The organism is Ideonella margarita (assembly GCF_038066635.1).
Classification (GTDB): Bacteria; Pseudomonadota; Gammaproteobacteria; order Burkholderiales; family Burkholderiaceae_C; genus Ideonella; species Ideonella margarita.
On the sequence record NZ_JBBUTI010000014.1, the window covers coordinates 23,275 to 48,574 of the forward strand.

The 25,300-nt window shown below is 65.5% G+C and carries 23 protein-coding genes; 6 read left to right on the forward strand and 17 right to left on the reverse strand.

What is annotated here, in order from left to right:
• Positions 1-22 precede the first annotated feature (22 nt).
• Positions 23-1,222 (reverse strand): efflux RND transporter periplasmic adaptor subunit, encoded by a 1,200-nt coding sequence (locus AACH00_RS17465; RefSeq protein ID WP_341400458.1) that lies wholly within the window; start codon positions 1,220-1,222, stop codon positions 23-25.
• 179 nt (positions 1,223-1,401) lie between these two features.
• Positions 1,402-2,502 carry a chorismate synthase gene (gene aroC / locus AACH00_RS17470; RefSeq protein ID WP_341400459.1) on the reverse strand — a complete coding sequence of 367 codons (1,101 nt, stop codon included), beginning with the start codon at positions 2,500-2,502 and terminating at the stop codon, positions 1,402-1,404.
• Between the two features lie 201 nt (positions 2,503-2,703).
• Between aroC and AACH00_RS17475 the strand changes: the two genes are divergently transcribed.
• Positions 2,704-5,046: a putative bifunctional diguanylate cyclase/phosphodiesterase gene (locus tag AACH00_RS17475; protein ID WP_341400460.1), complete on the forward strand. Its 2,343-nt coding sequence runs from the start codon at positions 2,704-2,706 to the stop codon at positions 5,044-5,046.
• Positions 5,047-5,049: 3 nt separating this feature from the next.
• Here the strand turns inward: AACH00_RS17475 and AACH00_RS17480 are convergent, their stop codons facing one another.
• Positions 5,050-5,517: a CBS domain-containing protein gene (locus AACH00_RS17480; protein ID WP_341400461.1), complete on the reverse strand. Its 468-nt coding sequence runs from the start codon at positions 5,515-5,517 to the stop codon at positions 5,050-5,052.
• 95 nt (positions 5,518-5,612) lie between these two features.
• On the opposite strand from AACH00_RS17480, the gene AACH00_RS17485 reads away from it, so the two are divergent.
• Positions 5,613-6,947 carry an O-acetylhomoserine aminocarboxypropyltransferase gene (locus AACH00_RS17485; protein WP_341400462.1) on the forward strand — a complete coding sequence of 445 codons (1,335 nt, stop codon included), beginning with the start codon at positions 5,613-5,615 and terminating at the stop codon, positions 6,945-6,947.
• Between the two features lies 1 nt (position 6,948).
• Complete coding sequence (locus AACH00_RS17490) at positions 6,949-7,752, forward strand: alpha/beta fold hydrolase (RefSeq protein ID WP_341400463.1); 804 nt, start codon at positions 6,949-6,951, stop codon at positions 7,750-7,752.
• A gap of 44 nt (positions 7,753-7,796) precedes the next feature.
• Here the strand turns inward: AACH00_RS17490 and AACH00_RS17495 are convergent, their stop codons facing one another.
• Both AACH00_RS17495 and kbl read right to left on the reverse strand, forming a co-directional pair.
• On the reverse strand, positions 7,797-8,747 hold the full coding sequence (locus tag AACH00_RS17495) for an NAD-dependent epimerase/dehydratase family protein (RefSeq protein WP_341400464.1): 951 nt from the start codon (positions 8,745-8,747) through the stop codon (positions 7,797-7,799).
• Complete coding sequence (kbl, locus tag AACH00_RS17500; protein WP_341400465.1) at positions 8,744-9,952, reverse strand: glycine C-acetyltransferase; 1,209 nt, start codon at positions 9,950-9,952, stop codon at positions 8,744-8,746. Before kbl ends, AACH00_RS17495 begins: the two co-directional genes overlap by 4 nt.
• Positions 9,953-10,093: 141 nt before the next feature.
• Here kbl and AACH00_RS17505 point away from each other — a divergent pair, with 141 nt between their 5' ends.
• Complete coding sequence (locus tag AACH00_RS17505; protein WP_341400466.1) at positions 10,094-10,690, forward strand: helix-turn-helix domain-containing protein; 597 nt, start codon at positions 10,094-10,096, stop codon at positions 10,688-10,690.
• A gap of 10 nt (positions 10,691-10,700) precedes the next feature.
• On the opposite strand, the gene AACH00_RS17510 is transcribed toward AACH00_RS17505, so the two are convergent.
• Entirely contained in the window at positions 10,701-11,936 is a 1,236-nt protein-coding gene (locus tag AACH00_RS17510; protein ID WP_341400467.1) for a YihY family inner membrane protein, read from the reverse strand.
• A 19-nt stretch (positions 11,937-11,955) separates the two neighbouring features.
• On the opposite strand from AACH00_RS17510, the gene AACH00_RS17515 reads away from it, so the two are divergent.
• Together AACH00_RS17515 and AACH00_RS17520 are read left to right on the forward strand one after the other, a co-directional pair.
• On the forward strand, positions 11,956-12,369 hold the full coding sequence (locus AACH00_RS17515) for a DUF2069 domain-containing protein (RefSeq protein ID WP_341400468.1): 414 nt from the start codon (positions 11,956-11,958) through the stop codon (positions 12,367-12,369).
• 2 nt (positions 12,370-12,371) lie between these two features.
• Positions 12,372-13,778, forward strand: a complete 1,407-nt coding sequence (locus AACH00_RS17520; RefSeq protein WP_341400540.1) for an FAD-binding oxidoreductase — start codon at positions 12,372-12,374, stop codon at positions 13,776-13,778.
• Positions 13,779-13,801: 23 nt separating this feature from the next.
• On the opposite strand, the gene AACH00_RS17525 is transcribed toward AACH00_RS17520, so the two are convergent.
• From AACH00_RS17525 to nuoG, 11 genes are all read right to left on the reverse strand, one after another.
• Positions 13,802-14,380, reverse strand: coding sequence for a DUF1178 family protein (locus tag AACH00_RS17525; RefSeq protein WP_341400469.1), 579 nt, complete (start codon positions 14,378-14,380; stop codon positions 13,802-13,804).
• Positions 14,381-14,402: 22 nt separating this feature from the next.
• Entirely contained in the window at positions 14,403-14,978 is a 576-nt protein-coding gene (locus AACH00_RS17530) for an NUDIX domain-containing protein (RefSeq protein ID WP_341400470.1), read from the reverse strand.
• 5 nt (positions 14,979-14,983) lie between these two features.
• Entirely contained in the window at positions 14,984-15,283 is a 300-nt protein-coding gene (locus AACH00_RS17535; RefSeq protein WP_341400471.1) for a DUF2818 family protein, read from the reverse strand.
• Positions 15,284-15,291: 8 nt separating this feature from the next.
• Positions 15,292-16,794, reverse strand: a complete 1,503-nt coding sequence (nuoN, locus tag AACH00_RS17540) for an NADH-quinone oxidoreductase subunit NuoN (protein ID WP_341400472.1) — start codon at positions 16,792-16,794, stop codon at positions 15,292-15,294.
• Positions 16,795-16,813: 19 nt separating this feature from the next.
• Positions 16,814-18,289, reverse strand: coding sequence for an NADH-quinone oxidoreductase subunit M (locus AACH00_RS17545; protein ID WP_341400473.1), 1,476 nt, complete (start codon positions 18,287-18,289; stop codon positions 16,814-16,816).
• Between the two features lie 18 nt (positions 18,290-18,307).
• Positions 18,308-20,335, reverse strand: coding sequence for an NADH-quinone oxidoreductase subunit L (nuoL, locus tag AACH00_RS17550; RefSeq protein ID WP_341400474.1), 2,028 nt, complete (start codon positions 20,333-20,335; stop codon positions 18,308-18,310).
• A gap of 28 nt (positions 20,336-20,363) precedes the next feature.
• Complete coding sequence (gene nuoK / locus AACH00_RS17555; RefSeq protein WP_341400475.1) at positions 20,364-20,678, reverse strand: NADH-quinone oxidoreductase subunit NuoK; 315 nt, start codon at positions 20,676-20,678, stop codon at positions 20,364-20,366.
• Positions 20,675-21,307 (reverse strand): NADH-quinone oxidoreductase subunit J, encoded by a 633-nt coding sequence (locus AACH00_RS17560; RefSeq protein ID WP_341400476.1) that lies wholly within the window; start codon positions 21,305-21,307, stop codon positions 20,675-20,677. Before AACH00_RS17560 ends, nuoK begins: the two co-directional genes overlap by 4 nt.
• A 69-nt stretch (positions 21,308-21,376) precedes the next feature.
• On the reverse strand, positions 21,377-21,874 hold the full coding sequence (gene nuoI / locus AACH00_RS17565; RefSeq protein WP_341400477.1) for an NADH-quinone oxidoreductase subunit NuoI: 498 nt from the start codon (positions 21,872-21,874) through the stop codon (positions 21,377-21,379).
• Positions 21,875-21,889: 15 nt separating this feature from the next.
• Entirely contained in the window at positions 21,890-22,957 is a 1,068-nt protein-coding gene (nuoH, locus tag AACH00_RS17570) for an NADH-quinone oxidoreductase subunit NuoH (protein ID WP_341400478.1), read from the reverse strand.
• 14 nt (positions 22,958-22,971) lie between these two features.
• The gene (gene nuoG / locus AACH00_RS17575; protein WP_341400479.1) at positions 22,972-25,284 is read right to left on the reverse strand and encodes an NADH-quinone oxidoreductase subunit NuoG; all 2,313 of its coding nucleotides are present in this window, start codon (positions 25,282-25,284) and stop codon (positions 22,972-22,974) included.
• Positions 25,285-25,300 lie beyond the last annotated feature (16 nt).

Below are 25,300 nucleotides of genomic sequence, written 5' to 3' on the forward strand. Positions count from 1 at the left end.
GGCTGGCAGTGACGGGGATGAATCAGGACGCCGAGGAGGCGGCCGGCGCGGAGGCCGAAGCCGCTGCGCTCGATGCAGGTGCTGATACCGATGCCGCAGGTGCGGCTGCACCAGTCAACTTCGCCTCGCCACCTTCACGCAGGTTCTCGAAGCGCATGGCCAGCACCATCACGTCGGGCTTCAAGCCCTCCAGCACTTCGGTCAGGCCCAGGCTGGCGTCACGCCGGCCGGTGGTCACGGTGCGGCGCAGCAGCTTGCCGCCCTCCACCGTCCATACGAATTGCTGACCGGATGCCGAGCCGATCGCCGCCGTGGGCACCGTCAGCTGCGCCGCGCCGTTGGCCAGGGCCACACGGGCGGTGGCGTACTGGCCGGCCCGCAGCTTCTCGCCCGGGTTCGGCACCTTCACCGCCACGCCGATGGAGCGCGTGCCGACGTCGGCCGCCGGGGCGATGCGCGACAGCACACCGCGGATCGGCTCAGACATGCCTTCCACCTTCATGGTGACCGGCATGCCCACGCTGAGCTGCGGCACCTCATGCGTGCCCACCGTGCCGGCCATTTCCAGCGAGGCCAGATCAACGATGGTCAGCACCTGCTGCTCGGCCGAGACCTTTTCGCCGGGCACCACATGGCGCTTGGCCACGATGCCGGAAATCGGCGCCACCAGGGCCGCATCACGCAGGCCGATGCGCACCGTTTCGACCTGCGACAGCGCTGCCGCATGCTGGGCCCGTGCGCTGTCGAGCGCGGCCTTGGAGGCATCCACCGCGCTGGGCGAGATGAACTGCTGATCGGCCAGGCGCAGGTTGTTCTGGTGGGTGCGATCGGCCTGCGCCAACTGGGCGCGCGCCGATTCGGCCGTGGCCAGGCGCTCGTTGAGGCGCGCCGTCAGATCAGCCAGGTCCAGGGTGCCCAGGGCCTGCCCGGCACGCACACGACTACCTTCGGACACCTGAAGCTTCAGCAGGGTGCCGGCGGCCTTGGCACGGACGATGGCTGTGTCGGGCGCCACCAGCGGCCCTGAAAAATCGATGCTGTTGACCAAGGCCAGCAGCTGAGGCTTCGCCACTTCGTTGGCTGCGAAGGACATCACCGGCTCAGGCGGCTTGCCGTCAGCGGCCTTGTCCGCCCCCTTCTTGCCCACCCCCATCGCCACGGCAGCCCCCAGGGCCACCGCCACGACCGCTCCACCCACCATCCATTTACGCTTCTGCTGCATGCTGTGCCTGCTCATCCTTGTTTGTCGCTCTCTTGAAGCGAGGGGCAGTTTATGGGTGGATAGGCAGAATTCACCAGCAGCGCGACGAATTGCACGGAATCGCCGATGAGTTGCCGTCAGCAGCGACCAACGGCGGCGCAGGCCGCCAGCCCGTCAGCAAGCACGCTCCAGCCGCTTGTTCAAGCCACGGCGCCAGGGATGCGCGGCGTATCCACCTGCACATCGCCGCACTGGGCACGGTGACGCAGCACGTGGTCAATCAGCACCAGGGCCAGCATGGCCTCGGCGATCGGGGTGGCACGGATGCCGACGCACGGGTCATGGCGTCCGAAAGTTTCAACGGTGGCCGGCTGACCCGCCAGGTCGATCGACTGCTTGGGGCTGCGGATCGAGCTGGTCGGCTTGATGGCGATGTTCACCGTGATGTCCTGGCCGGTGGAAATGCCACCCAGCACGCCACCGGCGTTGTTCGACAGGAAGCCCTGCGGCGTGAGTTCATCGCCGTGCTCGGTGCCTTTCTGGCGCACGGACTCGAAACCGGCGCCGATTTCCACGCCCTTGACTGCGTTGATGCCCATCATCGCGTAGGCAATGTCGGCGTCCAGCTTGTCGAACAGCGGCGCGCCCAGGCCCACCGGCACGCCCTTGGCCTCGACATACAGCCGGGCCCCCACCGAATCGCCCGCCTTGCGCAGCGCGTCCATGTAGGCTTCCAGCTCGTCGGTCTTGCTGGCAGATGCCGCGAAGAACGGGTTCTGGCTGACCTGCGACCAGTCGTCACACGGGATGTCGATCTCGCCGATGGCCGTCATGCAGCCGCGGATCTCGATGCCGAACTGCGCCGCCAGCCACTTCCGGGCAACCGCGCCGGCGCCCACCATCGGCGCCGTCATGCGGGCCGAGCTGCGGCCGCCGCCACGCGGATCGCGAATGCCGTACTTCTGCAAGTAGGTGTAATCAGCGTGGCCGGGGCGGAAGGTCTGGGCGATGTTGCCGTAGTCCTTGCTGCGCTGGTCGGTGTTGCGGATCAGCAGGCAGATCGGCGTGCCGGTGGTCTTGCCCTCATAAACACCCGACAGGATTTCCACGGCGTCCGGCTCATTGCGCTGGGTGACGTGGCGCGACGTGCCCGGGCGGCGGCGGTCCAGCTCGGGCTGGATGTCAGCCTCGCTCAGCGCCAGGCCGGGTGGGCACCCGTCAATCACGCAACCGATGGCCGGGCCGTGGCTTTCGCCGAAATTGGTGACGCGAAACAAGTCGCCGAGGGTGCTGCCGGACATGGAATGTGCGCGACCGGCCGGAAGCCGGGTTGCGAAGTCGGTTGATCAAGCTGCCCATTTTAGGCGGCTGGCCCGTGCATTCCGCACAACTGTGCCGTGAACGCCCCTCGCCTTCCGGCTTTGCATTGGCGACAAACCTGTGACAGTGATCACATCGTCCATGGTGGCCCTGCAAGGCAGTGCCACTGGCAAGGCTGCTGAATGAACAACGCCACACCACCGTCCGCCCTGCCGACTTCCCACCGCCAGCGTCCTGCCATCTGGCTGCTGCTGGCCGCCTGCCTGCTGGCCATGCAAGCCCATGCCGCCGGTGGCGGCGGTGGCACCAACACCACGCCCGTGGGTGACGACCACTGGATGAAGCTGGGCCTGGGCACGCTGCTGCTGGCCCTTTGCGCCCTGCTTGGCGCACTGCACGCGCTGCGCAGCCGAACCCGCCGGCAGAGCGACACCGACCGGCTCAGCCGCGCCATGCTCGACCACAGCCACCAGCTCATCGGGCTGCTGGACCGCAACGGCCTGGTGGTGCGCCTCAATGAAACCGCCCATGTCTGGCTCGGTGAATTGCCGGAAAGCCTGCGCGGGCAGGCTGTCTGGGCCTTGTCGGGCATTTGCCATGACGCCCAGCAGGCCGCGCGGCTGCGCACGGCGGTGGAGCAATGCCGGGATGGATTGAGCACCCGTGCCGACCTGCAACTGCTGCGGGCGGGGCCCCAAGCCCAGGGGATGCGGCATGCCGAATTGAGCCTGCGCCCGGTCACGCCGACCAACGGCCAGGAGGTTCGCTATCTGTTGCTGGAAGCGCGCGACGTGACGATGCGCAGGCAGGCCGAAGACAAGCTGCGCCTGGCCGCGGCCGTGTTCGAGCAAGCCAGCGAAGGCATCCTGATCACCGATCCCGATGGCCGGGTGGTGTCGGTCAACCAGGCGTTCACGAACATCACCGGCTTCCAGGCCGAGGATGTGATCGGCGAGGCTTACCACCGGCTGGCGAGCAACCTGCAAGGGGGCCGGACACAGGAAGAAATGCGCCGCGCCTTGAAGGTTCGTGGCCAATGGCAGGGCGAGATGCGCAGCCTGCGCAAGGACGGCACGCCCTATGTGGCCCGCGTCACCTTGAGCCGACGGCACGACCCCAACGGCGAGATGACGCACCTGATCGCCATCGTCAACGACGTGACGCAGGCCCGCGAGGCGGAGCTCAAGCTGCTCAAGCAGGCTCACTTCGACACGCTGACCGACCTGCCCAACCAGCACTTGCTGGCAGACCGTCTGTCGCTGGCCCTGAGTGCGGCGCGCCGCCACGACGAGCCGCTGGCCCTGCTCTACATGGACCTGAATCAGTTCCGGGTGATCAACGACAATTTCGACCGCTCAGCCGGTGACCTGGTGTTGATGGAAATGGCGCAACGCCTGCGCGACCACCTGCGGGAGGTGGACACCGTGGCACGGCTGGGCGGCGACGAATTCGCCGTGCTGTTGCCGGGCACCGATGCCGACGGCGCCGCCCAGGTGGCGGCCAAGCTGCTCAGCAGGGTGTCACGGCCGTGCATGGTGCGCGACCAGGAGCTCAGCCTGACGCTGAGCATCGGCATTGCGATGTACCCGACCGACGGCGAAGACGCAGAAGCCCTCGGCCGCTGTGCCGAATCGGCCATGTACATGGCCAAGCAAGGTGGCCGCGGCAATTGGCAGTTCTTCACCGCCGACATGCAGCAGCAATCGGTGCGCCACCTGCAGCTGGAAGCCGCACTGCGCCGGGCCACCGAGCGCGGCGAGCTGCTGCTGCACTACCAGCCGCAGCTGGACATGCGCAGCGGCGAGGTGCAGGGCGTGGAGGCGCTGGTGCGCTGGAAGCACCCGGAGCTGGGCATGATCTCGCCAGGCGAGTTCATTCCGATGGCCGAAAGCAATGGCCAGATCATTGAAATCGGCCAGTGGGTGATGCGTGAGGCGGCGCGGCAGATGCAGGCCTGGATCTCGCAGGGGCTGACGCCGGCCGTGGTGGCCGTGAACCTGTCGGCCATCCAGTTCCGCGACACCAGCCTGCCGGAGCAGGTGCAGGCCATCCTCACCGAGGTGGGCCTGCCGCCGCAGTACCTGGAACTGGAGCTCACCGAGAGCGTGGCCACCGGCAACCCGGCAGCGGCCATCGCGATGATGGGCCGCCTGCATGCGCTGGGGGTGCGCCTGTCGATCGACGACTTCGGCACCGGGTATTCATCACTGAACTACCTCAAGCGCTTCCCGATCCACACGCTGAAGATCGACCAGAGCTTCGTGCGGGACATCAGCACCGACGCTGACGACCGCGCCATCGTGCAGGCCATCGTGCAACTGGCCCGGGCGCTCAAGCTGGGCACCATCGCCGAAGGCGTGGAAACGTCAGATCAGGCGGAGTTCTTAAGGCGCCAGGGCTGCGACATGGTGCAGGGCTACCACTACTGCAAGCCCCTGCCGCCGGCGGAACTGCAGCAATGGCTGACCCAGCGCGCAGCGGCGCTGGCCGGCACATCCACCCAAACGGCGCTGAACTGCGCCTGAGGCTCAGACGGCCGGGCTGGTGCCCTCGGCACCCTCTTCCACCGGCCAGTCGCGGATGTAGGCCTTGAGCATGCGGTTCTCGAAGTCCTGGGCGTCCACCACGCTCTTGGCCACATCGTAGAACGAGATCACGCCCATCAGGGTGCGGCCGTTCAGCACGGGCATGTAGCGGGCGTGGCGGCCGAGCATCATCCGGCGCACTTCGTCGATCTCGGTTTCCGGCGTGCAGGTCAGCGGATGGTCGTCCATCACGCTGCGGACCTGCGTGGTGCCGACCTGGCCGCCATTGGCCACGATGGCCGAAATGACCTCGCGGAAGGTCAGCATGCCGACCAGATCACCGTGGCCGATGACCACCAGCGAGCCGATGTCGTGATCAGCCATGATGCTGACGGCATCCGCCAGGGGCTGCTCGGGGGTGACGGTGTAGAGGGTGTTGCCCTTGACACGCAGGATGTCGCTGACTTTCATGACGGATCTCCTTGCGAACGTGGGTGTTCTGTCGTTTCGTTGTGGGGGGCAACATAGCACACAATCGGCGCCCCAGACACATCTCGGAAAGCCTTATGCCCGGCGCTTCGAACCCAGGTTTTGACACCCTTGCGCTGCACGCCGGCGCGCAACCCGACCCGGCCACCGGCGCGCGCGCCACGCCGCTGCACATGAGCACGTCCTTCGTGTTCGAGTCCAGCGACCATGCCGCCTCGCTGTTCAATCTCGAGCGCTCGGGGCACGTCTACAGCCGCATCTCCAACCCCACCAACGCCGTGCTCGAAGAACGCATGGCGGCGCTGGAAGGTGGCGTGGGGGCGATCGTCACCGCCAGCGGCCAGGCCGCCCTGCACCTGGCCATCACCACCTTGTGCAGCGCGGGTGACCACATCGTGGCCAGCTCGGCACTGTATGGCGGCTCGCACAACCTGCTGCACTACACGCTGCGCCGCTTCGGCATTGAAACCACCTTCGTGGCACCAGGCGACCTGGCTGCCTGGCGCGCCGCCATCCGCCCGGAGACCAAGCTGCTGTTTGGTGAAACCCTGGGCAACCCCGGCCTGAACGTGCTGGACCTGCCTGCGGTGAGCGCCGTGGCCCACGAGGCGGGCCTGCCGCTGCTGGTGGATGCCACCTTCACCCCGCCCTGGTTGATGCGTGCGTTTGAGCACGGCGCAGATCTGGTGGTGCATTCAGCCACCAAGTTCCTCTCCGGCCATGGCACGGTGATTGGCGGCGTGCTGGTCGACTCCGGCCGGTTTGACTGGCAGGCGGCCCACAACCAGCACGGCAAGTTCGCCACCCTGTGCGAGCCCTACGCGGGCTTTCACGACATGGTGTTCACCGAGGAAAGCACCGTGGGCGCCTTCCTGCTGCGCGCCCGCCGCGAAGGCCTGCGTGACTTTGGCGCCTGCCTCAGCCCGCACAGCGCCTGGCTGATCCTGCAGGGCCTGGAAACGCTGCCGTTGCGCATGGCTCGCCACATCGAGAACACCCGCGCCGTGGTGAACTTCCTGGCAGCGCATCCGCTGGTGGCACGCGTGGCCTACCCTGAGCTGCCCAGCCACCCTGACCATGCGCTGGCCCGGCAGCTGCTGCCGCGCGGCGCCGGTGCCGTGTTCACCTTCGACCTGGCCGGCACCCGTGCACAAGGCGTGGCTTTCGTGGACGCGCTGAAGATCTTCTCGCACCTGGCCAACGTCGGCGATTGCCGCTCCCTCGTCATTCACCCGGCGTCGACCACGCACTCGCGCATGGACGATCAGGCCCTGCAGGCCGCCGGCATCGGCCCGGGCACCATCCGCCTGTCGATCGGCCTGGAAGACCCGGCTGATTTGCTGGACGACCTCGGCCGCGCCCTCAAGGCGGCCCAGCGCGCCGGCACCGCCAACCAAGCCCCGGGAGCCTGACATGCAATTCAATGTTCGAGGCCAAGCCGTTTACGCCTACACCGGCGGGCAAACGTTCGATGCCAGCAAGCCCTGCGTGGTGTTCCTGCACGGCGCGTTGAATGACCACAGCGTGTGGACGCTGCTGGCCCGGTGGTTTGCCCACCACGGCCACAGCGTGCTGGCGCTGGACCAACCCGGCCACTGCCGCTCAGCCGGCCCGCTGCTGCCGAATGTGGAAGCCTTGGCCGACTGGACCTGGGCGGCGCTCGACGCCCTCGGCGTTCAGCAAGCCAGCCTGGTCGGGCACAGCATGGGTTCGTTGATTGCCCTGGCGGCCGCTGGCCAGGCCCCACAGCGCGCCACCGCCTTGGTGATGGTGGGCACGGCGTATCCGATGGTGGTGTCAGATGCCCTGCTGCAAGCCGCGCGTGACACGCCGGCCCAGGGCATGGCCATGGTGAACAACCTGGCCATTTCCAGCACGGCCACCAAGCCGGGATTCCCTGGCCCCGGCAGCTGGCTGCATGGCGGCGGGCTGCAATTGATGGCGCGCGTGCAGGCGTCCAACACGGCTGCCAATGTGTTCGAGCACGACTTCAAGGTGTGCGGCGCGTATGCGGGCGGCATGGAAGCCGCAGCAGCCGTCACCTGCCCGGCCCACCTGGTGCTGGGCGACGTCGACCAGATGACCCCGCCCAAAGCCACCAAGGCCCTGGCGGCGGCGCTGCGGGCGCGTGTGCACCGGGTGCCGGGCGGCCACTCGCAGATGCAGGAGCAACCGGAGGCCACGCTGGCGGCCATCCGGGCAGCGCTCGGCGCTTGAAGCCCCCCGAAGCCACGGTGCGCGTGGCTTCGGGCTTTGCAAGGTCAAGCCACGAGCAAAGGCCGCAGCTGGGTCAGCATCTCGCGCACCATGGCCTGCAGGTCGAACTCGGGGCGCCAGCCCCAGTCGGCCTGTGCTGCCGTGTCGTCGATGGAGCGCGGCCAGCTGTCGGCAATCGCCTGCCGGAAGTCCGGCGCATAGTCGATCTCGAACCCGGGCAGCTCGCGGGCAATCGCCGCGGCAATCTCGGCCGGGGTGAAGCTCACGCCGGCCAGGTTGTAGCCGTGGCGGTCCTTCACCTGCTCGGCCGGTGCGTCCATCAGGCTCAGCGTGGCCCGGATGGCGTCGTCCATGTACATCATCGGCAGGGCGGTGTCCGCGCCGAGGAAGCTGGTGTAGCGGCCCGTCTTGAGGGCCTCGTGGAAGATTTCCACAGCGTAGTCGGTGGTGCCGCCGCCCGGGGGCGTCTTCCAGCTGATCAGACCGGGGTAGCGCAGGCAGCGCACGTCCACGCCGTGGTTGCGGTGGTACCAGTCGCACCAGCCCTCGCCTGCCAGCTTCGAGATGCCGTACACCGTCGTCGGCTCCATCACCGTCTTCTGCGGCGTGGCGTCACGCGGGGTGGTGGGGCCGAAGGCGGCGATCGAGCTCGGCCAGAACACGCGGTCGAGCTTGTGGGTGCGGGCCAGTTCCAGCACGTTGAGCAGGCCCTTCATGTTCAGGTCCCAGGCCCACATCGGGTGCTTTTCGCCCCGCGCCGACAAGGCGGCAGCCAGGTGATAGATGCGGGTGATGCCGTGGCGCTCCACCACCGCGGTCAGGGCGGAGGCATCGGTCACGTCCAGCGCCTCGTGCGCCAGGCCGGCCACGCGGCCCTTGGGCGACAGATCGCTCGTCACCACCGATTCACGGCCATGCCGCGCCGCGAGTTGTTCGGCCAGCTCGGTGCCGATCTGCCCGTTGGCGCCAATGATCAGGGTCTTGGGCGTGCTCATTTCACCAGCCCCAGTTCACGGCCCGCCTGGGTGAAGGCCGCCACGGCTAGCTCAAGATGGTGGCGGTCGTGCACCGCGCTCATCTGGGTGCGGATGCGGGCCTGGCCCTTGGGCACCACCGGATAGAAGAAGCCGACTGCGTAGACGCCCAGTTCCAGCAGACGCTGGCTGAGTTGCTGGGCCTTCACGGCGTCATGCACCATGATCGGCACGATGGCGTGGTCGCCGGGCTTGATGTCGAATCCGGCGGCCTGGATGGCCGTGCGGAACCAGGCGGTGTTTTCCGCCAGCTTGTCGCGCAGCGCCGTGCTGGCTTCGAGCAGGTCGAGCACCTTGATGGATGCACCGACGATGGACGGCGCCACCGTGTTCGAGAAGAGGTAGGGCCGCGAGCGCTGGCGCAGCAGCTCGATCACCTCGCGCCGGCCGGTGGTGAAGCCGCCCGAGGCGCCGCCCAGGGCCTTGCCCAGCGTGCCGGTGATGATGTCGACCTGGCCGTACACGCCTCGGTGTTCGTGCGTGCCGCGGCCGGTGGCGCCCATGAAGCCGCTGGCATGGCATTCGTCGATGCCCAGCAGCGCGCCATGTGCATCACACAGGGCGCGGATTTTGTCGAGCTGCGCTACGGTGCCGTCCATCGAGAACACGCCGTCGGTGAACACCAGCGTGTGTCGCGCGCCATCGGCCTTGGCCTGGTTCAGGCAGCGCTCCAGATCGGCCATGTCGTTGTGGGCATAGCGGTAGCGCTTGGCCTTGCACAGGCGGATGCCGTCGATGATGGACGCGTGGTTCAGGGCGTCGCTGATGATGGCGTCTTCCTCACCCAGCAGCGGCTCGAACAGGCCGCCGTTGGCGTCAAACGCAGCGGCGTAGAGGATGGTGTCTTCGGTGCCCATGAAGCGGGCAATGCGCTGCTCCAGCGTCTTGTGCAGATCTTGCGTGCCGCAGATGAAGCGCACCGAGCTGAGACCGTATCCATGCGTACGCAGTGCCTCATGCGCCGCCTCGATCACTTCCGGGTGCGAGGACAAACCCAAGTAGTTGTTGGCGCACAGGTTGATGACCTCGCGGCCATCGGCTGTGCGCACCACGGCGCCCTGGGGGCCGGTGATGATGCGCTCAGCCTTGAACAGCCCGGCTTCGCGGATGCCGTCGAGTTCCTGTTGCAGGTGGCGGTAAAACGGATGCTCTTGAGTGGTGGTCATGGCTGCGGTGTGGTGGTGGCGCTGTGTGGGCAGGTTTGTCAGTTACCATCGTTGTTCGATGGATTGCACCGTGTTCGATATATCGAACGATTCGTGCAGTATCCAAAAACACCACCGCCTCGTCAAGCCCCCACGCCGAACATGCCCAGCGTCTCTCGCGCCTCCCGCTCTGCCCCACCCGCTGAGCCGCCCCGTGTTGGAGAAACATTGGCTGCCTTGCGGCAGGAGCGCGGGCTCTCGCTGGATGAGCTGTCGCGGCAAGCCGGCGTGTCCAAGTCGATGCTGTCGCAGATCGAGCGCAACCAGGCCAACCCGACGGTGGCCGTGGTCTGGCGTTTGTCGAATGCCCTTGGCGTGCCGCTGGGTGAGTTGCTGGGTGGTGAACGCCCGACCGGCCCGACGATCAGCACCGTGGCCGCACACGCCACGCCGGGCCTCACCAGCCCGGACGGCAAGTGCCACCTGCGCATCCTCGGGCCGATCGAGCTGGCCGGCAAGTTCGAGTGGTACGAGCTGACGGTGCAGCCCGGCGGTACGCTGGATTCACAAGCGCACGAGCCCGGCTCGATGGAGCACCTGAGTGTGCTTGAAGGGCAGTTGCAGGTCAGCGCCGGCACTGAAAAAAGCCCGCTGGCGCCCGGAGAAACCGCGCGCTACGCGGTGGACCTGCCGCACGCCATCCACAACCCGGCCAAGACCGTGGCGCGGGCGCTGCTGGTGGTGCTGCACCCGGCCTGAGGCTCAAGCTTCAGCGGCCGAGCAGATCGGCCAGCATCAGGCGCTCGAAGCCTGCCTTTTCCCGGAAGTTGCGCACGCGCTCATCCGGGTTCAGCAGCAGCTTGTCGATGAGCTCGGTCGCCGGGGTGCGAACCGGATCACACAGCAGCACGATGCGCTGCACGCCCTCCTCTTCCAGCCGGCCCACCCAGTCCTGGCGCATCAGCATCTCGACGACGGGTTCGATCTGCAAGGGGTCGAGGCGCAGGCGCTCGGCCACGGTGGCCAGCGGCAAGCCCTGCGGGCCCACGCCTCGCACATCGGCCAGCACACCCAGCACCTGCAAGGCCAGCGCAAAGCGCTGACCCGGCATGTTCGGCTGCCGCACGACCCGCATCTGCAGGCTCGGCGCATAGGCAGCAATCACCGCGCCCATCAGCACGATCGCCCAGCTCAGGTAGAGCCAGAGCAGGAAGATCGGGGCGGTCGCAAACGCGCCGTAGATCGTCGAGTAGGTGGACACCGAGCCGACATACCAGGCCAGCACGCGCTTGGCCACCTCGAAGGCGATGGCCACGAACAGCCCGCCGGAGATGGCATGGCGCCAACGCACATGGGTGTTGGGCACGTAATGGAATAGCCCCGCCACCGCCGCGCCCAGCAGCACGAACTCGACCACGTCGAAAAACACGCTGATGCCGCCCGGCATGGCCCCCACCAGCCCCTTGGAGGCTGACACCGCGTACGAAGTCATCGTCAGGCTGCCGCCGAGCAGCAGGGGCCCGAGGGTGAGCGCTGCCCAGTACACCAGCACCCGCTGGGCGATGGGACGCGGCTTGCGCACCCGCCAGATGGCGTTCAGGCTGCGGTCGATCGTCAACATCAGGGACAAGGCGCTGACCAGCAGCACGGCCAAGCCCGCGGTGCCCAGGCGGTTAGCCTTGCTCGCGAACATCGTCAGCGAGCTCAGCACGGGCTTGGCGATGTTGTCGGGCACCAGGCTTTGCAGGAAGTACTTCTGCAGCGAATCCTGAAACTTGGCGAAGATGGGAAACGCTGTGAACAAGGCCAGCATCACCGTCAGCAGCGGGACCAGCGCGATCAGGGTGGTGAAGGTCAAGCTGCCGGCTGTCAGGCCCAAGCGGTCTTCGCGGAACCGCTCACGCAGCATGCGTGCGGTGTCATACCAGGGCCAGTTGCGCAGGGTCTGCAGGGTGCTTGCCACGCCCTCGCGCCAGTGGCCTTTCAAATCGGAACGGGAAATCATGGCGGCTATGATGCCAGCCATGTCTGAACCCGTAGTTTTGAAGGCCGATGCGGTCGTGCGCGGCACCCGCATTGCGGCCGTGGCCGCCCTCGTGGGCCTGATCGTTCTGGGCCTGGCCTGGGAGCTCTGGCTGGCCCCCACCGGCAACCGCAGCCTGAGCCTGAAAGTGCTGCCGCTCACGCTGCCCCTGGCCGGCTTGCTGAAGCACCGGATGTACACCTACCGCTGGGTCAGCCTGCTGGTCTGGATCTACTGCACCGAAGGCCTGGTGCGCGGCACCAGTGAAACCGGCATCAGCCAGGTCCTGGCCTGGATCGAAGTGCTGCTGTGTGTCGTGCTGTTCACGGCCTGTGCCTGGCAGGTGCGCTGGCGCCTGAAGCGCGCTGCCGCGTTGGCCGCGTCTTCCGCCAGCCCGGACGGGGCCGCGGTGTGACCATCGATGGGCTGCTGGCGCATCTGCGGCAGCTGCTCGGCGCTGCCGGGTTTCGCGAAGACGGCGACCTGAGCCCCTGGGAAAAGGACTGGCGTGGCCGCTGGCCCGGATCAGCCCTGGCCGTCGCACTGCCTGCCAGCACCGAGGAGGTGGCCGCCGTGGTGCGCGCCTGCGCGGCAGCGGGCGTGGCCATCGTGCCGCAGGGCGGCAACACGGGCCTGGTGGGTGGCGGCGTGCCTGACGCCACTGGCCGGCAACTGGTGCTGAGCCTGCGCCGGATGAACACCATCCGCGCGGTGGACGTAGCCAACCTCACCCTCACCGTTGACGCCGGTTGCCTGCTGACCCAGGTACAGGCAGCAGCCGAAGAGAACGGCCTGCTCTACCCCTTGAGCCTGGCGGCCGAAGGCAATTGCACCATCGGCGGCAACCTGGCCACCAATGCCGGCGGCACGCAGGTGCTGCGCTACGGCAATGCCCGTGAGCTGTGCCTGGGCCTGGAGGTGGTCACGCCGCAAGGCGAGATCTGGCACGGCCTGAGCGGCCTCCGCAAGGACAACACTGGCTACGACCTGCGCGACCTCTTCATCGGCAGCGAAGGCACCTTGGGCGTGATCACTGCGGCCACCTTGAAGCTGCACCCGCGCCCCGGGGCCGTGATGACCGCGCTGGCCGGTTTCAGCGATCTGAACGCGGCGCTGCGCCTGATCGACCGCAGCCGCCGTGCGCTGGACGCCGGCTTGACGGGCTTCGAGCTGATGTCGGCGCATGCCTTGGGCCTGGTGCAGCAGTGGTGCCCGCCGATGCGTTCGCCCTTGCCGGCCACACCCTGGACGGCCTTGATCGAATTGGCAGCAGCCACCGAAGCGCAAGGCCAGCGGCAGCTTGAAGAACTGCTGGGCGATGCCCTGGCCTGTGGCGACATCACCGATGCCGCGGTGGCCACCAGTTTGTCGCAGGCGGCGCAGTTCTGGGCGCTGCGTGAAGCCATACCCCGGGCACAGGCGCTGAGCGGCTTGAACATCAAGCACGACATCGCCCTGCCCGTGTCGGCCATTCCCGCCTTCGTGTCTGAAACCCATGCCGCACTGCAAGCCGCCTTGCCGGGCTGCCGACCGGTGACTTTCGGGCATCTGGGTGACGGCAACCTGCACTACAACGTGCAGGCCCCCGAAGGCGTGGAGCCCGCCACTTTCCTGCGTGAGCAGGAGGCGCTCGTGAACGCGCTGGTGCACGACCGGGTGAGTGCGCTGGGTGGGTCGATCTCCGCGGAGCACGGCATCGGCGTGCTCAAGCGCGAGGAACTGGCGCGGCGGAAATCACCGGTGGCGTTGCAGATGATGCGGGCCATCAAGCAGGCGCTCGATCCGCAGGGCTTGATGAACCCGGGCCGACTGCTGCCGGATTGAGCCGCAGTGCGGCGCCACTCACCTCAGTGGGTGGGGCCTTTGAGCAAGTCTGGCACCGGCAGCGTGAACACATCAATGCCTTCATCGGCCAACTCGGCGCGTTGGTCTGCCGTGGCCTGGCCACGGATGCCGCGCTCCTCGGCGTCGCCGTAGTGGATGCGCCGGGCCTCGTCGGCGAACTGCTCACCCACGTCCTCGGTTTTCGCGAGCACCTCGCGCACGGCTTCCAGCAGACGCGTCTGCAGCGCCTCCGACATCGCGTCGAAGTTGGGCGGCGTGATGGCGCCGGGTTGCGGTGTGCCGGACCTGCCTGGCGGTGTGTTGTGCTGTGCGTCGGGCGGGCCTGTTGGGCGGTCGCGACCAGGTGCAACAACCGCAGCGCCAGATCTTGCGGGCTGCTGCGGGCCGGATGAGGCCTCCTGGCGATCGCGCGAACCAGACAGGTTCAGGCGCGGCGCGCTGGGCAGGCGCTGCACCTGCAAGTCGCCGCACAGCGGGCATGAAAGCAAACCACGCTCGATTTGCGACTGGTAATCAGCCTCAGAGCCAAACCAGCCCTCAAAACCGTGGCCCTGGCCACAGCGCAGGTTCCAGACCTTCATGGGAATGTCCTGAACCGGCTGCTCAGGCGCTTTGCCAGTGCAGCGGCCATTGCCCGGCTCGCCACTTCTGCAGCCACATCAAGGCGATGAGCGACTTCGCGTCGGTCATTTCGCCCCGACCGGCCAGCGCGTCGAGTTCAGCCTCTTCCATCAGCACCACTTCAATGTGCTCGCCGTGGTCGAGTTGCTGCGGACCAGCCTGCAAACCCCGCGCAAACCAGATACCGATGCCTTCGGTGGAGTAAGCCGGCGCGTTGTGCATCACGCCTGCGCAGGCCCATTCACGAGCGGTGTAGCCCGTCTCTTCCAGCAACTCGCGCTGGGCGCAGTGCAGCTGGCTTTCATTCGGGTCGATCTTGCCGGCGGGGAATTCCAGCAGCACCTGGCCGATCGGGTGGCGGTACTGGCGCTCCAGCACCAGCCGGCCGTCGTCCAGGATGGGCACGATCATCACCGCACCGGAGTGACGGACGTATTCGCGGGTGGCCAGGCCCTGCTGCTTCGGCAGTTGCACCGTGTCGCGGCGCACATCCAGAAAGCTGCCCTTGAACACCTGGTGGGCTTCAACCAGGGGCTCAATCAGATGCTCGTCGGCCATGGCTCTCACTGGCGGCGCAGGTACCGCCACACGAAGCCGGGGAAGGCCAGGGTCGTGAACAGGAAACCGAAAGCCCAGTAGAACTCCCAGCCCTGCGGCGCACGCTGGCCGATCGAGCCTTCGAGCACGAAGCCGATGCCCAGCGTGGCGGCACCGAGCACCACCAGTTCCACCAATCGCCAGCCAAACGCCTTGCGCGGAGCGCGCTGCGGGCCGACCAGCAAGATGCGTTCAGTGAGGAACGGCAGGTTGGCGGCCACGATGGCCACCACCAGCACCGTCCACACCGAGATCGTCTGGTTCATGCGTACGCTCAACCAGCCAGTGCAGCGACGATGACGTCACGGCACAGGGCCATCAGGCCGTCGGGCAGCAGACCCAGCACCAGCGCAGCAGCACCGTTGAAGGCCAGCAGGATGCCCAGACCACCGTGCTGAGGCGCAGGTGCGTCATTGGTGGGCTCGTCAAAGTACATGACCTTGACGATGCGCAGGTAGTAGAACGCGCCGATCAGCGACAGCAGCACGGCCACCACGGCCAGGGTGATGTAGGCCGGATCAGCCGTCGTCACCAGCGCCTGCAGGATGGCGAACTTGGCGTAGAAGCCCACCATCGGCGGCACGCCGGCCAGCGAGAACATGAACACGGTCATCACGCCAGCCAGCCACGGGCTGCGACGAGCCAGACCTGCCAGGTCGCTGATCTCTTCGCTCTCGAAACCGGTGCGGCTCAGGAACATGATCAGACCGAAGGTGCCCAGCGTGGTCAGCACATAGCTGATCACGTAGAACATGGCCGAGCTGTAGCCGTTGGCTGCCGACAGCGTGTTGGCGCCGATGACGGTCGGGGTCAGGCCCAGCAACATGAAGCCCAGCTGTGCGATGCCCGAGTAGGCCAGCATGCGCTTGAGGTTGGTCTGGGCGATGGCGGCCAGGTTGCCCAGCGCCATCGACAGCACCGACAGCACGATCAACATCTGCTGCCAGTCGTGCGCCAGGCCACTGAGGCCTTCCACCAGCACGCGGATGGTGATGGCGAAGGCAGCCAGCTTCGGTGCGCCGCCGATCATCAGTGTGACGGCCGTCGGTGCTCCTTGGTACACGTCAGGCACCCACATGTGGAACGGCACGACACCCAGCTTGAAGGCCAGGCCGGCCACGATGAAGACGATGCCGAAGGTCAGCACGATCGCGTTGATCTGGCCGGTCTGGATGGCGTTGAACACCTCCGGCAGGTCGAGCGAGTGCGTGGCGCCGTACATCATCGACATGCCGTACAGCAGGAAACCGCTGGCCAGCGCGCCGAGCACGAAGTACTTCATCGCCGCTTCGGTGGACACGCCGTGATCGCGTCGCAGCGCCACCAGGGCGTACAGCGACAGGCTCATCAGCTCCAGGCCCACGTAGATGACCAGGAAGTTGTTGGCCGAGATCATCACGGAGATGCCGAGCAAGGCGAACATCGCCAGCACGAACAACTCGCCCTTCAGCAGATCACGACTGCCGGCGTACGGCTGCGCGTAGGCCAGGGTCATCATCATGGCGATGCCGGCGCACAGGGCCAGCAAGTGGCCCATCGGGTCAGAGACCACCAGGCCTTGCATGCCATACACCGAGGCTGCAGCGCCGTTGGCGCCCAGGCCCTGGCTCAGCATGCTGCCATGCATGAGCGCAAAGGCGGCCAGCGTCAGCTGCGTCAGCCAGAAGGTGATGCGGCGCTTCGGGTCGGTCAGGAAAAGATCAATCAGTGCGATGGCGCAAGCCGCCACCAGCAACAGGATTTCAGGAGAAACAACGAGCCAGTTCATTTGATTCATGGTGTGCATCCCGGCAACGTCAGTTCAACTTCGACGTGGCCACGTGCTTGAGCAGCTCGGTGACCGACACGTGCATCACATCGGTGAAGGGCTTCGGATACAAGCCCATCCACAGCACCGCCACGGCCAGCACGGCGAGCATCAGGAATTCACGTGCGTTGATGTCTTCCAGCGTACGGACGTGGTCATTGGTGATGTCACCGAAGTACACGCGCTTGTACATCCACAGGGTGTAGGCAGCACCGAAGATCAGGGCGGTGGCCGACAAGGCACCGATCCAGAAATTGAACTGCACGGCGCCCAGGATCACCATCCATTCACCGATGAAGCCTGCGGTGCCCGGCAGGCCGCAGTTGGCCATCGAGAACAGCAGCGCGAACGCGGCGAACTTGGGCATGGTGTTGACCACGCCGCCGTAGTCGGCAATCTCACGCGAGTGGACGCGGTCATAGAGCACGCCGATCGACAGGAACATCGCGCCCGACACGAAGCCGTGCGAGATCATCTGCACGATGCCGCCGGCCACGCCGAGTTCGTTGAAGATGAAGAAGCCCAGGGTGACAAAACCCATGTGCGCAATCGACGAATAAGCGACGAGCTTCTTCATGTCCTGCTGCACCATCGCCACCAGGCCGATGTAGATCACGGCCACTAGGCTCAGGGTGATGATCAGCCAGGCGTATTCATGGCTGGCGTCCGGTGCGATCGGCATCGAGAAGCGCAGGAAACCGTAGGCACCCAGCTTCAGCATGATGGCAGCCAGCACCACGGAGCCGCCCGTCGGTGCTTCCACGTGGGCGTCCGGCAGCCAGGTGTGCACCGGCCACATCGGCACCTTCACCGAGAAGGCGGCGAAGAACGCGAAGAACAGCAGCGTCTGCGCGGGCATGCCCAGCGGCAGCTTGTGCCAGGTGGCGATGTCAAAGCTGCCACCCGACTTGTAGTACAGGAAGATCAGCGCGATCAGCATCAGCAGCGAGCCGAGCAGCGTGTACAGGAAGAACTTGAACGCTGCGTAGACGCGACGCGGGCCGCCCCAGATGCCGATGATGATGTACATCGGAATCAGCGTGGCTTCGAAGAAGACGTAGAACAGCAGGCCGTCGGCTGCCGAGAACACGCCCACCATCAAGCCCGACAGGATCAGGAAGGCGCCCAGGTACTGGTGCGCACGGTCGGTGATGACCTCCCAGCCGGCGATCACCACGATGACCGTGATGAACGCGGTGAGCAGCACGAACCACACCGAGATGCCGTCGACACCCAGGTGATAGCGCACATTGAAGCGCTCGATCCAGACCAGGTTTTCCTGGAACTGCAAGGCCGCGGAACCGGGGTCGAACCCACTGATCAGCGGCAAGGTGACAACAAACGCCAGTACCGCTCCGGCAAGTGCAATCCAGCGGGCAGCGCCCGCCTGCTTGTCACTGCCAAGGGCCAGCAGGAGGGTGCCGAAAGCAATCGGCAACCAGATGGCAACGCTCAAAAGACCCATTCTTGTTCTCCGCCCTATTTAATGGCCAACGATCTGGCTCATCAGGTAGGGCCACAGTTGCCAGGTCATCAGACCAAAGATGCCCAACACCATCACCAGTGCATAGAACGACAGGTAGCCGGTCTGCACGGTGCGCACGATGCGCGCGAATACACCCACTGCGTTGGCGGAACCGTTCACCACGGCACCGTCAATCAGCGCAACATCACCCACCTTCCAGAGGCCCAGGCCCAGCTTGCGGGCGCCGGCGGCCAGGATGTTCTCGTTGATCCAGTCGAGGTAGTACTTGTTCTCCATGACACGGACCAGCGGCGACAGTGCGCGGCCGATGGCGGCCGGAATCTCCGGCTTGACCATGTAGAAAAAGTACGAGACAGCCACACCCGCCAGTGCCAGCCAGAACGGCAGCGTGCTCAGCGCGTGCAGGCCCATGGCGGTGGCGCCGTGGAACTCATGCGCCAGCTCTTCCATAGCGTGGTGCACTTCGTGGTTCACGAAGATGGCGTCCTTCAGCAGGTCGCCGTAGAGCATCGGCTGGATGGTCAGGAAACCGATCACCACCGACGGAATCGCCAGCAGGACCAGCGGTGCCGTCACGACCCACGGCGATTCATGCGGCACGTGTGGCTCATGGTGATCGTCGTCATGGTGATCGTGCTCACCCGGGAACGGCTTGTGGTGGAAGTGTTCCTTGCCGTGGAAGACCAGGAAATACATCCGGAACGAATAGAACGCAGTGACGAACACACCGGCGATCACGGCGAACTGGGCGAACCCGGCGGCCGGCAAGTGGCTGGCACCCACGGCTTCGATGATCGAGTCCTTCGAGTAGAAACCGGCGAAGAACGGGGTACCGATCAGGGCCAGCGACCCCAGCAGCGAGGTGATCCAGGTGATGGGCATGTGCTTGCGCAGGCCGCCCATGTTGCGGATGTCCTGGTCGTGGTGCATGCCGATGATGACCGAGCCTGCCGCAAGGAACAGCAGTGCCTTGAAGAAGGCGTGGGTCATCAGGTGGAACACGGCCACGTTGTAGGCCGACACACCGAGCGCGACCGTCATGTAACCCAGCTGCGACAGCGTCGAATAGGCCACGACACGCTTGATGTCGTTCTGGATGATGCCCAGGAAGCCCATGAACAGCGCCGTGATCGAGCCGATCACCAGGATGAAGTTCAGCGCGGTGTCGCTCAGCTCGAACAGCGGCGACATGCGGGTGACCATGAAGATGCCGGCCGTCACCATGGTGGCGGCGTGGATCAGCGCGGAGATCGGGGTCGGGCCTTCCATCGAGTCAGGCAGCCAGACGTGCAGCGGAAACTGCGCCGACTTGCCCATCGCACCGATGAACAGGCAGATGCAGGCCACGGTCAGCAGTGCCCAGTCGGTGCCCGGGAAGATGAGCTTCGACAACTCACCCGACTTGGCGAACACTTCCGTGTAGTTCAGCGAACCGGTGTAGGCCAGCACCAGGCCGATGCCCAGGATGAAGCCGAAGTCACCGACACGGTTGACCAGGAAGGCCTTCATGTTCGCGAAGATCGCCGTGGGCTTCTTGAACCAGAAACCGATCAGCAGGTACGACACCAGGCCCACCGCTTCCCAGCCGAAGAACAGCTGCAGGAAGTTGTTGCTCATGACCAGCATGAGCATCGAGAAGGTGAACAGAGAGATGTACGAGAAGAAGCGCTGGTAGCCAGGATCCTCTTCCATGTAGCCGATGGTGTAGATGTGCACCATCAGCGACACGAAGGTCACCACGCACATCATCATGGCGGTCAGGCCGTCGATCAGGAAGCCGACTTCCATCTTCAACGGGCCGAGCACCATCCACTCGTACACGGTGGCATTGAAGCGTGCGCCGTCGACGGCGACGGCCTTCAGCACCATCGCCGAGACGATGAAGGAAACGAGCACACCGAGGATGGTCAGGAAGTGGGAGCCTCGACGGCCCACCGACTTGCCGAACAGGCCCGCGATGACGGAGCCCACCAACGGTGCGAGCGGCACCGTCAGCAGCAGGTTTTGGGAGAGTTGTGCAGACATGTTCTTCAGGGCTTTCGTGGCTGCGTGATCAGCCCTTCAGGGTGTCGAGTTCGTCCACGGCGATGCTGGCGCGATTGCGGAACAGCACGACCAGGATGGCCAGGCCGATGGCGGACTCGGCCGCCGCGACCGTCAGGATGAAGAACACGAACACCTGACCGGCCATGTCACCCAGGTAATGGGAGAAGGCCACGAAGTTCATGTTCACCGCCAGCAGCATCAATTCGATGGCCATCAGCAACACGATCAGGTTGCGGCGGTTCAGGAAGATGCCCACCACCGACAGCGCGAACAGCGCGCCGCCCAGGGTCAGGTAGTGATAAAGCGTGATGCCGGCGTTCATGCCTGGCCTCCTTCCTTGGGGAGCGATGCAGCTTCGATCGTCGGAGCGACCTTCACCAGGCGCACACGATCAGCCTTCTTGGCCTTGACCTGCTCGGACGGGTTCTGCGAACGGCTGTCCTTGCGCTTGCGCAGCGTCAAGGCAATCGCGGCAACCATCGCCACCAGCAGCACCACGGCAGCGATCTGCAGCGGGTACAGGTACTGGGTGTAGATCTCGATGCCCAGGGCCTTGGTATTGCCCATCTTCACGACTTCAGGCGGCAGCGCCTTGACCGCGCCGAGGTTGAAGCCGCCCTTCATGACGAAATACATCTCGAGGGCGATCAGCACACCGACAAAGGCAGCCAGCGGGAAGTGGGTCCAGAAACCCTCACGCAGACTGTCGGTATTGATGTCAAGCATCATCACGACAAAGAGGAACAGCACCATGACCGCGCCGACGTACACGAGCACGAGGGTGATGGCCAGGAACTCGGCCTGCAGCAACATCCACACGCACGACGCGTTGAAGAAGGCCAGGACGAGGTAAAGCGCAGCGTGCACGGTGCTGCGGGCGGTGATCACCTTGAAGGCGGACACCAGCAGCACAGCCGCGAACAGATAAAAGAGAGCGGACGTTGTAGTCATGTTCTAACGCACCTGGGTGTGTCGCTCGGGAGCCGGAAAGGCAGCACTGCTGCCCTGCCCTGGCCGCCCTCAGCGGTACTTGGCGTCGGCCTCCTTGTTGGCAGCGATGTCTTTTTCGTAACGGTCACCGACCGCGAGCAGCATGTCCTTGGTGAAGTACAGGTCGCCCCGCTTTTCGCCGTGGTATTCGAAGATGTGCGTCTCGACGATCGAATCGACAGGGCAGCTCTCTTCGCAGAAGCCGCAGAAGATGCACTTGGTCAGGTCGATGTCGTAGCGGGTGGTGCGGCGCGAGCCGTCATCACGCACATCCGATTCGATCGTGATGGCCATGGCCGGGCAAACCGCTTCGCACAGCTTGCAGGCGATGCAGCGCTCTTCGCCGTTCTCGTAGCGACGCAGCGCATGCAGGCCCCGGAAACGCGGCGACTGCGGCGTCTTTTCTTCCGGGAACTGGACCGTGATGTTCGGCGACAGGAAATGACGACCCGTCAGTGCCAGACCCTTCCACAGCTCAAGGAGCAGGAAGCTGGAAAACAGGTGCTTGAGGGAAGCAACAGATGACATGGGATGGTGACCTCGTTACTTCCAGATGTTGAACGGCGACTGGATCCACAGACCGACCACCACCAGCCACACCAGGGTGACGGGGATGAAGATCTTCCAGCCCAGACGCATGATCTGGTCGTAGCGGAAACGGGGGAACGTGGCGCGGACCCACAGGAACATCGTGACGACCACGAAGGTCTTGATCGCCAGCCAGATCCAGCCGGGGATCCAGTTGAACAGTGCGGAGTCGATCGGGGGCAACCAGCCACCGAGGAAGAACAGCACGGTCAACATCGACACCAGGATCATGTTGGCGTATTCGGCCAGGAAGAACATGGCGAACGACATGCCCGAGTACTCGATCATGTGACCGGCCACGATTTCCGATTCACCTTCCACCACGTCGAACGGGTGGCGGTTGGTTTCGGCGAGGCCGGAGATGAAGTACACGATGAACACCGGCAGCAGTGGCAGCCAGTTCCACGACAGGATGTTCAGACCCATGTTGGCGAAGGTGCCACGGCCCTGGCTCATCACGATGTCGCTGAGGTTCAGGCTGCCCGAGGTCATCAGCACGATGACCAGCGCAAAGCCCATCGCGATTTCGTAGCTCACCATCTGGGCCGATGCGCGCAGCGCACCCAGGAAGGCGTACTTCGAATTGGATGCCCAGCCGGCGATGATCACGCCGTACACCTCGAGCGAGGTGATGGCCATCAGGAACAGCAGGCCGGCGTTGACGTTGGCCAGCGCCACGTCCGGGCCGAACGGCACCACGGCCCATGCGGCCAAGGCCGGCATGATGGTCATGACAGGTGCCAGGAAGAACAGGCCCTTGTTGGCCGCCGTCGGGCGGATGATTTCCTTGAAGATCAGCTTGACGGCGTCAGCGATCGGGGTGAGCAGGCCGAACGGGCCGACACGGTTCGGACCCGGACGGATCTGCGACCAGCCGATGGCCTTGCGCTCCCAGAGCGTCAGGTAAGCCACGCAACCCAGCAGGGGCAGCACGACACAGACGATCTTGATCAGCGACCAGACCACCGCCCACAGCGGTGCGCCCAGCAATGCCAACCCGGATTGATAGATGGAGTCGATCATGGGTTTTCCCGTCCTCAGGCCTTCTCAAGCACCAGGGCGCCGAACATCGCGCCAAGGCCCAGGGTGTCTGCATGGCCTGCCGGCACACGCACTGCATTGGCAGCGAGGCTGCTGTCTTCACGGGCCGGCAGCACGGCGCTGTTCGCACCCTGGCTGACCTTGACCTTGTCGCCCGACGCCAGACCCAGCTGGGCCCACAGGTTCGAAGGCACGCCCACGACCGGTGCAGCAGCGTCTGCCGTGCGTTGCAAGGCGCCAGCGCGACGCACCAGGCTGTCGGCGCTGTAGATCGGCACGTCGGCAATGCGCTGCACGCCGCCTTGCGGCACCAGCGCAGCCTGCACCGCCACCGACGCGTTGCTCAGGCGTGCGGGCACGGTGCTCACATCGCCCAGCGCTTCGGCGCGCACTTCTTCGGCAGATTCCTGCGAGAAGCCGTCCAGGCCCATCAGGTTGCCCAGCACACGCAGCACCTTCCAGGCCGGGCGGCTGTTGCCCATCGCCTTGACGACGCCGTGGAAGCTCTGCACACGGCCTTCGGCATTGACGTAGGCACCTGCGGTTTCGGTGAACGGCGTGATCGGCAGCAGCACGTCGGCGTTGTCGACAGCGGCGTCGCGGAACGACGTCAGCGCCACCACCAGGCCGGAGCCCTGCAGGGCCGCCGTGGCAGCCGCAGCGTTGGCTGCGTCCAGTGCGGGCTCGACGTTCAGCAACAGCAGCGCCTTCATCGGCTGGCTCAGCATCTGGCCGGCGTTCAGGCCGCCATTGCGGGGCTGTGCGCCCACCAGCTGTGCGCCCACCGTGTTGGCAGATTCACCCAGGTAGCCGACCTTGGCTTCCACCTGGCCGCCGATCCAGTTGGCCAGAGCCAGCAGCTGCGACGCTTGCGGGTGCTGCGCGGCAGCGTTGCCCAGCAGGATGGCCTTGCGCTCACCCGACAGCAGCGACTGTGCGATGGCTTCCGCAGAGGCATTCACCATGGCCGGGGCCGGTGCAGCCACACCCACCGCGGTGGCGATGTAGCCAGCGATGTCGGCCAGCGATTGGGCCCATGCGTCAGGCGCAGCCACGAGGCTGGCGCCGACGTTCATCGCCCAGTCTTCACGAGCGGCGTTCAGGCTCATCACCTGCGCGCCACGACGTGCGGCCTGGCGCAGGCGTTGTGCGAACAGCGGATGGTCCTTGCGCAGGAACGAACCCACCACCAGCGCTCGGTCGAGCGTCGACAGCGTGGCGATGGAGGTGCCCAGCCAGCGTGCGCCCTCACCCGTGGTGAACTCGGCGTGACGCAGACGGGTGTCGACGTTGTCGCTGCCAATGCCGCGGACCAGCTTGGCCAGCAGGTGCAGTTCTTCCACCGTGCTGTGCTCCGAGCCCAGCGCGCCGATGCCGGCAGCACCGAACTCACCCTTGACGCGCTTCAGGCCGTCGGCCACATAGCCCAGGGCCGTGTTCCAGTCGACGGTGATCCACTCACCGCCCTGCTTGATCATCGGCTCGGTGAGGCGAGCGGCGCTGTTGACGGCTTCATAGCTGAAGCGGTCCCGGTCAGCGATCCAGCATTCGTTCACGTCCTCGTTTTCGAGCGGAACGATGCGCAGCACCTGGTTGTTCTTGACCTGGACGACCAGGTTGGCACCGGTGGAATCGTGCGGGCTGACCGTCTTGCGGCGCGACAGCTCCCAGGTGCGGGCCTGGTAGCGGAACGGCTTGCTGGTCAAGGCACCGACCGGGCAGATGTCGATCATGTTGCCCGAGAGCTCGGAGTCGATCGTGTCACCCACCACCGTGGTGATTTCGGAATGCTCACCGCGGTGAATCATGCCGAGCTCCATCACGCCGGCCACTTCCTGGCCAAAACGGACGCAGCGCGTGCAATGGATGCAGCGGCTCATTTCTTCCATGGAGATCAGCGGGCCGACGTCCTTGTGGAAGACGACGCGCTTTTCTTCCTGGTAGCGCGAGCTGGAGCCACCGTAACCCACAGCCAGGTCTTGCAGCTGGCATTCGCCGCCCTGGTCACAGATCGGGCAATCCAGCGGGTGATTGATGAGCAGAAACTCCATCACCGAGGCCTGGGCCTTAACGGCGCGGTCGCTCTTGGTGCGCACCACCATGCCTTGCGTCACGGGCGTGGCGCAGGCGGGCATGGGCTTAGGTGCCTTTTCCACATCCACCAGACACATGCGGCAGTTCGCCGCAATGGACAGCTTCTTGTGATAGCAGAAGTGAGGGATGTAGGTGCCAGCAGCATCAGCGGCATGCATCACCATGCTGCCGACCGGGACCGAGACCTTCTTGCCGTCGAGTTCGATTTCAACCATGTTGTATGCGCCCTGC